The sequence below is a fragment of the Candidatus Hepatobacter penaei genome, from assembly GCF_000742475.1.
GTDB classification, from domain to species: domain Bacteria; phylum Pseudomonadota; class Alphaproteobacteria; order Holosporales; family Hepatobacteraceae; genus Hepatobacter; species Hepatobacter penaei.
This window is the reverse complement of the sequence record NZ_JQAJ01000005.1, coordinates 46,368-52,814: the sequence shown is the minus strand read 5'-3', so window position 1 is coordinate 52,814 and position 6,447 is coordinate 46,368. Positions and strand designations below refer to the sequence as shown.

Below are 6,447 nucleotides of genomic sequence, written 5' to 3'. Positions count from 1 at the left end.
TCAAAAACCTCCCCCCAAGGCTCAACCCATCTTTAGCCTCCCATGACACATTGTCAATGGCGCATAAAGAAGACGGTGTGGACATTTATGATGGACATTCACGATAAGCGCTCATATGCCGTTGGTATGTGATTTTCCCTGGTCCTGTTGCTGTGAGGTGTGCTAGGGTGAGAGGGTGCGTTTTGCGGGTGTAGCTCAATGGTAGAGCCCCAGCCTTCCAAGCTGGTTACGTGGGTTCGATCCCCATCACCCGCTCCAGGATATGATGACAGGTGTGCAGAAAAGGGGAGGCATGAAGGTTTTGCACGTTTTGCCGGCCTTTGATGGTGGTGGCGCTGAAGAAGACACCCTGCGTCTTGTGACGTTTCTCAAAAAACAACGTGATATCGTGCCTGAAGTGGCATCTTCAGGGGGCCGCCTTGTGGATGCTTTGGCCGCTCACAAAATTGATCATCACACATTACCGTTGCGGCGAAAAGCCCCGTGGCATCTTTGGGCCAATGCAGGTCGTTTAGCAGCATTGTGTCAAAGTCAAGGCATAGATATCATGCATGTGCATTCGCGGGCGCCGGCGTGGTCATGTCTGTGGGCAGCGCGGCATCTAAACATTCCGTGGATAAGCACATTTCATGGCGCCTATGGCGTTTCAGGTCTTTTTAAAAAATATTATAACCGCATTATGCTGCGTGCCACGCACACCATTGCTATTTCCGCGTTTATTTATGAGCACATAAGCAAAACCTATGGTGTGGGCGGCGAGGCCATCTCTGTGATTGAGCGCGGGGTGGATGTAGACGATGCGCCATCCTCGCTTTCCATGGCCAAGGCTCGCGCGTTGTTGACGTGGGGGCTTAAAGACACTGTGTTGCTGTTGCCCGGCCGTTTTTCACCCGTCAAGGGGCAGCACCTTGTGTTGTCAGTTTTGAAGGATCTTGTGAAGGAGCATCCTTCGCTCAAGCTTGTGTGTGTGGGCTTGCAAAAAGACACGCCTTATACACGATCTTTGCGCAAACATATACAAGCTTATGGCCTGGACAACCATGTATCATTATTGCCCTATGCGGAGGATATGAAACCTTTTTATCGCGCAGCGTCTTGGGTGCTTGTGCCCACACGCAAACCTGAGGGGTTTGGCCTTGTGGCTGCAGAGGCCAGCGCTATGGGCACGCCTGTGGTGGGGTTTGCGGATGGGGCCCTATGCGAGTTGATTCAAGACGGGAAGTCTGGTTTTTTGGTGACAAAAGGAACCTCTGAAGAGGCGTGCCGACAAGCTTTTGCGCAAGTTCTGGTCAAGGCTTTGGCCCTATCGCTCCAAAAACGAGTGGCCATGGGTCAAAAAGCGCGGGCACACATGGTGAGTCACTTTAATATCCACACCTGTCACGACAAAACATATCGTCTTTACCAGCAGCTCAAGGCATCTGCCTCCCGTTGATGGTTCACGAGAGGGGGAAGGGGAGTAAAAGATATCCGCACAATGGGCATAAAAGCGAGACATATTTTCTTATAATCCGTGTAGGGTATGATAAAAAGCCGCCTTTATGCTTGAGTGATTTGGGGGATATCTGCTATAACAAACCATGATCCCCGGTAGCTCAGTTGGTAGAGCGGGTGGCTGTTAACCACCATGTCGCTGGTTCGAGTCCGGCCCGGGGAGCCAGGATGTGTGAGAATATGAAAACGGCCCAAGGGGCGCACGAAACTGCCTGTTTATTAATGTCTTTTTAGGCTAAATATGGGAACCTAAGTGTGTACCCCCGTGTTGCCCTGACGTCTCTGGGAAGCAAGGATTGAGCGTATATGGCACAGAACATGAATAACAGCCCCCCATCCATCTCAGGCCTTCACGTCATTGACCGTGGTTTTACCCATGTCTTGCTAGATATTTATGGTGTGTTGCACAATGGTGGCCCTGTATTCCCTCAAGCGCTTCGCTGCTTGAAGGCCCTTCAACAACATAAAAAACACGTGACACTTTTTTCTAATGCGCCACGTTTGGTGCCAGATATTGCCTCTTCGTTAGCGAAGATAGGGATTGATCCTTCCCTTTATCAATCCGTGTTATCCTCAGGCATCCATGTGAAGTCATCGTTAGAAAGTGATGATTCTTTCCCGCTGGGCACGTGTTTTTATCATTTGGGTGTGCACGCCCGGCTCCTGGATAAAGAAGGGTATGCGTGCGTGCCTTCTTTACAGGAGGCTGACTTTATTCTGCTGACTGGGCCTGATAAAGCATGGTCTTACCCACAGGACTATGAGACATTTTTTGCGAAAGCGCTTCAATTAACCCGGCCTGTTGTGTGCGCCAACCCTGACCCGTATGTCATGCTTGAGGGAGAAAAGGCATTGTGTGCCGGCACGCTGGGGCGCATGTATGAAACTATGGGCGGGCGCGTGTTATGGTACGGCAAGCCCTATAAAGCTTTTTATGAGATGGCGCTTGAGATGTTAGGCGCTCCAAAAGATAAGGTGGTGGCTGTGGGCGATTCCATGTGGACAGACATCGAAGGTGCGACATCATCGGGGCTTTCCAGTGTGTTGATTTTGACAACAGGCGTCCATCAAGAGCATTTTCCTCAAACGTCATTGCCCTATGTGGCCTCGTTTTTACGGGACTTTTCCTTCCAGCCCACCTATGTGATGGACGCGTTGGCGTGGTAGGCTCTCTTAGGCCAGGCTGCGCTTTTCTTCCTCTGCACCGGTGAGGCGTTTTTCAAACAAAGGGTAGACAAACAAGCTGAGCAACCCGTTGCCCAGGGTGTTAATAAATGTAATCAAAGGATCTTGAAGCACATAAAGCGTTGTTAGCAGCCCTACCCATGCTGGACCAAGACCTAGGTATTTTTCAACAAAAGGGGTCATGACAAGAATGCCGCCACCCGGCACACAGGCATTGAAAAACCTGGCCAGGGTATAACACCCCACAAACACCAACCCTTGGGCCAGGGTAGGCATCGGGCTGCCCGTCATGTAAAGAATGGCAATGGCTGTGGTGGTGATGACAAACCCATCACCTAAGGTGTGGATATTGGTCATCAACGGAATACTAAACTCTGCATAGCGGCTATTTTGCGTCTTTTTCGAAATACTATCCACCATGAAAGGCATCGCGGCCACCCCTGACATCGTGGTGAGTGCAGTCATACCAGGCTTTAAGAAAAGAGCGATGGTATTTTTGAGGCCCCTCCACGTTTTACCACCCACCACAAAGGTCATCATTCCCAACATCAGGAACAGCAAGGCATAAAGAGCGGTAAAGATCTTGCCATATTCCTTGAATAAGAATTCAAGTGAACCCTCTGATTGAATTTTGAGCAACACCGACATTACATACAGGGGAAGCAGGGGAATAAAATAGGTTTTCAAGATGCGAGTAGCGTGATCTCTCAGCCCAAAAGCAAAGCCCTTAAGACGCGGAAAGTCACCAAAGACCGACAGGCATCCAAGCACCAAGGCCAAGACAATGGCTATGCTGGGCGTAAGCGGTGAAGCGAACGGCAATGTCCAGAGCGCCTGAATAGAACCTGAAGAAGCGATGGATTCAGGTTGCTTGATAAGAATATCAAGACCTAAAAAGGGAAGGCACGAAATGGAAAAGCCATAGGCCACCAAGGCTGTCATAAGGCTTGAGATGACGGTAAGGACCACAAGATTGAGCGCAAACACAAGGCTCTTTTTATCAAAAGACACCATGGACGACATCAGGTATCCCCATACCACGAGAGGGATAAAAGCCATGAGGACATCTTTAAAGATCATACCGATCGTATAGAGGACATTGAGCACGCCCTGTGGTAGCAGGGGGCCAAAAAGAGCTGTAAAAACAATGGTTACCAAAAGCTGAAAGGGCAACTGTTTAAGGATCATAAAAAGGGTCTTGGCACATAAGTCTAACGGTAGGTTAACACAAATCCCCTTTTTTTACAAATGAGCCCCAAGAATAACGACAGAAGAGGGGGGAACCGTGTAGGCTCAATACAGAAAACAAGCAGCCATTAAAAAAGAAAGTGGCGCGCCAGACCCAGAAATATAGAAAATCCTAAAACATCTGTTGTCGTGGTCAAGATGGGGCCTGCACTTAACGCCGGGTCAAGGCCCATGCGGTGAGTCATCACAGGCAGGAGTGTGCCTGCCACGCCTGCCCATAACATATTCAACAGCATCGCCGCTCCTAACACAACGCCCAGCGACATATCTGCAAACCACACCACGGCCACCAGCGAGAGGAACAGCGCAAAGATAACGCCATTCAAAAAAGACACCACAAATGATTTGGCCAAGGTGCGGCTCATGTTAAAGACGCTCAGTTCATGGGTTGCAAGCGCGCGCACCACCACCGTCACCACCTGCATGCCGGCATTGCCCCCCATGGCTGCCACAATGGGCATCAACACAGCCAAGGCCACTTTTTTTTCCAGCACCATCTGAAATTGAGAAATCACAGCCGAAGCAAGAAGTGTGTTAAAAAAGGTGATAAGCAACCACTGAAAGCGGGCCAGGGTGGTGGGAATAATCGGCGCATAAAAGTCGGAAGCGCCAATGCCGCCAAGGTGCATGATGTCTTCCTCAGCTTCGCGATCCACCACGGTCAACACATCATCGGCTGTGATAACGCCCATCAAAATGCCTTTGTCATTCACCACGGGTGCTGAAATGAGGGAATAGTTTTTAAAGTGAAGCGCAATTTGTTCCTGGTCTTCAAGGGCCGAAATGGTATAAAGGTCGCCACTGATCAGATCTGCTATTTTTTTGTTGACGTTGGCACGCATCACATCGGCAAGAGACACGCAGCCCACCAACGTCCAATCGTCTTTCACCAGATGAATATCATAAAACGTGCGTGGCAAGGTTTTGTTAGAGGCGATATACTGCAACACTTCCTTCACGGTCCACTCAGGCGAGACCGCAATCATTTCTTGCTGCATCAAGCGCGCGGCTGAATCCTTGGGGAAATGTTGGAGCGCTTCAAAGCGTTGTCGTTCAAGAGGGCTGATGGAGGCGAGTACTGCTCTTTTTTGGTTGTCAGACAGGTCCTCAAGAACAGAAAAAGCATCATCACTCTCCAGATCTTTGACGGCGCTGGCCAACTCTTTGTGGCCTAACATGTCTGTTAAGTGCTCGCGCACATTATCATCAAGATAGGTTAGAACTTCACCACCCTCTATGTGTGTCCAGAATTTCTGCACAAAAAGGTGGCGCTCATGGGGCGGGAGATATTGAATAATTTTGGCCACATCGCTGGGGTGCAGGTTTTTGATCAGGGGCAAAATGCTGCGATGCCGCTTTTTCTCAAGCAGCTCGGAAACCTTGAGTGTGAGCGTCTCTAGATCGTGTAAGGAAGGCGAGGATTTGCTCAAAACACATGCCCCTGTGATAAAGCCAGATGTGCTATTATTACAAAACTTTCGTAAAACACAACGGCCTGTTTGGTGCAGGGGTTTTTCTGCATATTTTTCCCACAAAAAGAGAAGTGTCAGGGGCGGGGCAGATGGGTATGGATATGCCTGAATTTTTTGATAGATAGGGGGCGCATTGGCACATTTTTTGCTCTTCTATGCGTGACTCATCTTACTGTCTTAGGCCCTTATGCTTTGGATGATTGGCATCTTGATTGTGGCTGGCTGTGTGCTGGGTGGTTATGCTATTTCTGGAGGACATATTCATGGGCTTTGGCAGCCTGCAGAGCTTTTGATCATCTTTGGTTCAGCCGCCGGCGCATTGGTGACATCGTGTACAATGGGCAATTTGAAAGAAATTCCCGGCGCCCTCGGTCGACTTTTCAAGGGACCTAAATATAGCAAGGCCTCTTATACCGAGCTCTTAACTGTTTTGTTCACTGTGTTTAAAACGATTCGCACCAAAGGCATTCTCGAAATTGAAAAGCACATTGAAAATCCCAAAGACAGCCCTATTTTTAGTGGCTTTTCAGAATTTGTTAAGGATGACCACGCACTCACCTTTTTGTGTGATTATTTGCGCATGCTCACCATGGGGACAGAAAGCCCCACAGAGGTGGAGGCCGTTCTGGATGAAGAGCTTGAAACCTTGCACGAACAGACGATGCATATTCCCGGCGTGTTTCAAAACATTGCAGACGGTTTGCCTGCTTTAGGGATTGTGGCAGCTGTGTTGGGCGTGATTCACACCATGGGCGCCATTTCTCAACCGCCTGAAATTATTGGTAATCTGATTGCGACGGCTCTTGTGGGGACATTTGCGGGTATTTTGCTCTCTTATGGTTTTGTGGGTCCCATTGGGGCGGGCATCAAGGCTATTGGTCAAACAGATTTGAAGTATTTTGAAGCCATCAAATCGGGCATACTGGCACATATGCATGGATATCCCCCTTCGGTGTCTGTAGAGTTTGCCCGTAAAACCATTTATCACGAAAACAGGCCGACCTTTTATGAGGTTGAGCAAGCTGTGGACGGCGTTTCGGTCTAAGTT

Annotated in this window: 5 protein-coding genes and 2 tRNA genes; 5 read left to right on the top strand and 2 right to left on the bottom strand. The window is 49.3% G+C overall.

From position 1 onward, the window contains the following. The first annotated feature begins 184 nt into the window (after positions 1–184). The 4 genes from IG82_RS0106530 (at position 185) to IG82_RS0106515 (ending at position 2,661) form a co-directional block, all read left to right on the top strand. Positions 185–258 (top strand) — tRNA-Gly (locus tag IG82_RS0106530). A 34-nt stretch (positions 259–292) separates the two neighbouring features. Beyond that, on the top strand, positions 293–1,435 hold the full coding sequence (locus IG82_RS07120) for a glycosyltransferase family 4 protein (protein WP_172642925.1): 1,143 nt from the start codon (positions 293–295) through the stop codon (positions 1,433–1,435). A gap of 149 nt (positions 1,436–1,584) precedes the next feature. Continuing rightward, a tRNA-Asn gene (locus IG82_RS0106520) sits at positions 1,585–1,660 on the top strand. Between the two features lie 152 nt (positions 1,661–1,812). After that, complete coding sequence (locus IG82_RS0106515; protein ID WP_172642924.1) at positions 1,813–2,661, top strand: TIGR01459 family HAD-type hydrolase; 849 nt, start codon at positions 1,813–1,815, stop codon at positions 2,659–2,661. A 6-nt stretch (positions 2,662–2,667) separates the two neighbouring features. On the opposite strand, the gene IG82_RS0106510 is transcribed toward IG82_RS0106515, so the two are convergent. Both IG82_RS0106510 and mgtE read right to left on the bottom strand, forming a co-directional pair. After that, entirely contained in the window at positions 2,668–3,867 is a 1,200-nt protein-coding gene (locus tag IG82_RS0106510) for a cation:dicarboxylate symporter family transporter (protein WP_031934710.1), read from the bottom strand. A gap of 128 nt (positions 3,868–3,995) precedes the next feature. Beyond that, positions 3,996–5,357 carry a magnesium transporter gene (gene mgtE / locus IG82_RS0106505; RefSeq protein WP_031934709.1) on the bottom strand — a complete coding sequence of 454 codons (1,362 nt, stop codon included), beginning with the start codon at positions 5,355–5,357 and terminating at the stop codon, positions 3,996–3,998. 229 nt (positions 5,358–5,586) lie between these two features. Between mgtE and motA the strand changes: the two genes are divergently transcribed. Beyond that, positions 5,587–6,444, top strand: a complete 858-nt coding sequence (gene motA, locus IG82_RS0106500) for a flagellar motor stator protein MotA (RefSeq protein ID WP_031934708.1) — start codon at positions 5,587–5,589, stop codon at positions 6,442–6,444. Positions 6,445–6,447 lie beyond the last annotated feature (3 nt).

Coding starts and splice junctions, on each gene's coding strand:
- IG82_RS07120 (WP_172642925.1), top strand. CDS start 293: ATGAAGGTTTTGCACGTTTTGCCGGCCTTTGATGGTGGTGGCGCTGAA.
- IG82_RS0106515 (WP_172642924.1), top strand. CDS start 1,813: ATGAATAACAGCCCCCCATCCATCTCAGGCCTTCACGTCATTGACCGT.
- IG82_RS0106510 (WP_031934710.1), bottom strand. CDS start 3,867: ATGATCCTTAAACAGTTGCCCTTTCAGCTTTTGGTAACCATTGTTTTT.
- motA (WP_031934708.1), top strand. CDS start 5,587: ATGCTTTGGATGATTGGCATCTTGATTGTGGCTGGCTGTGTGCTGGGT.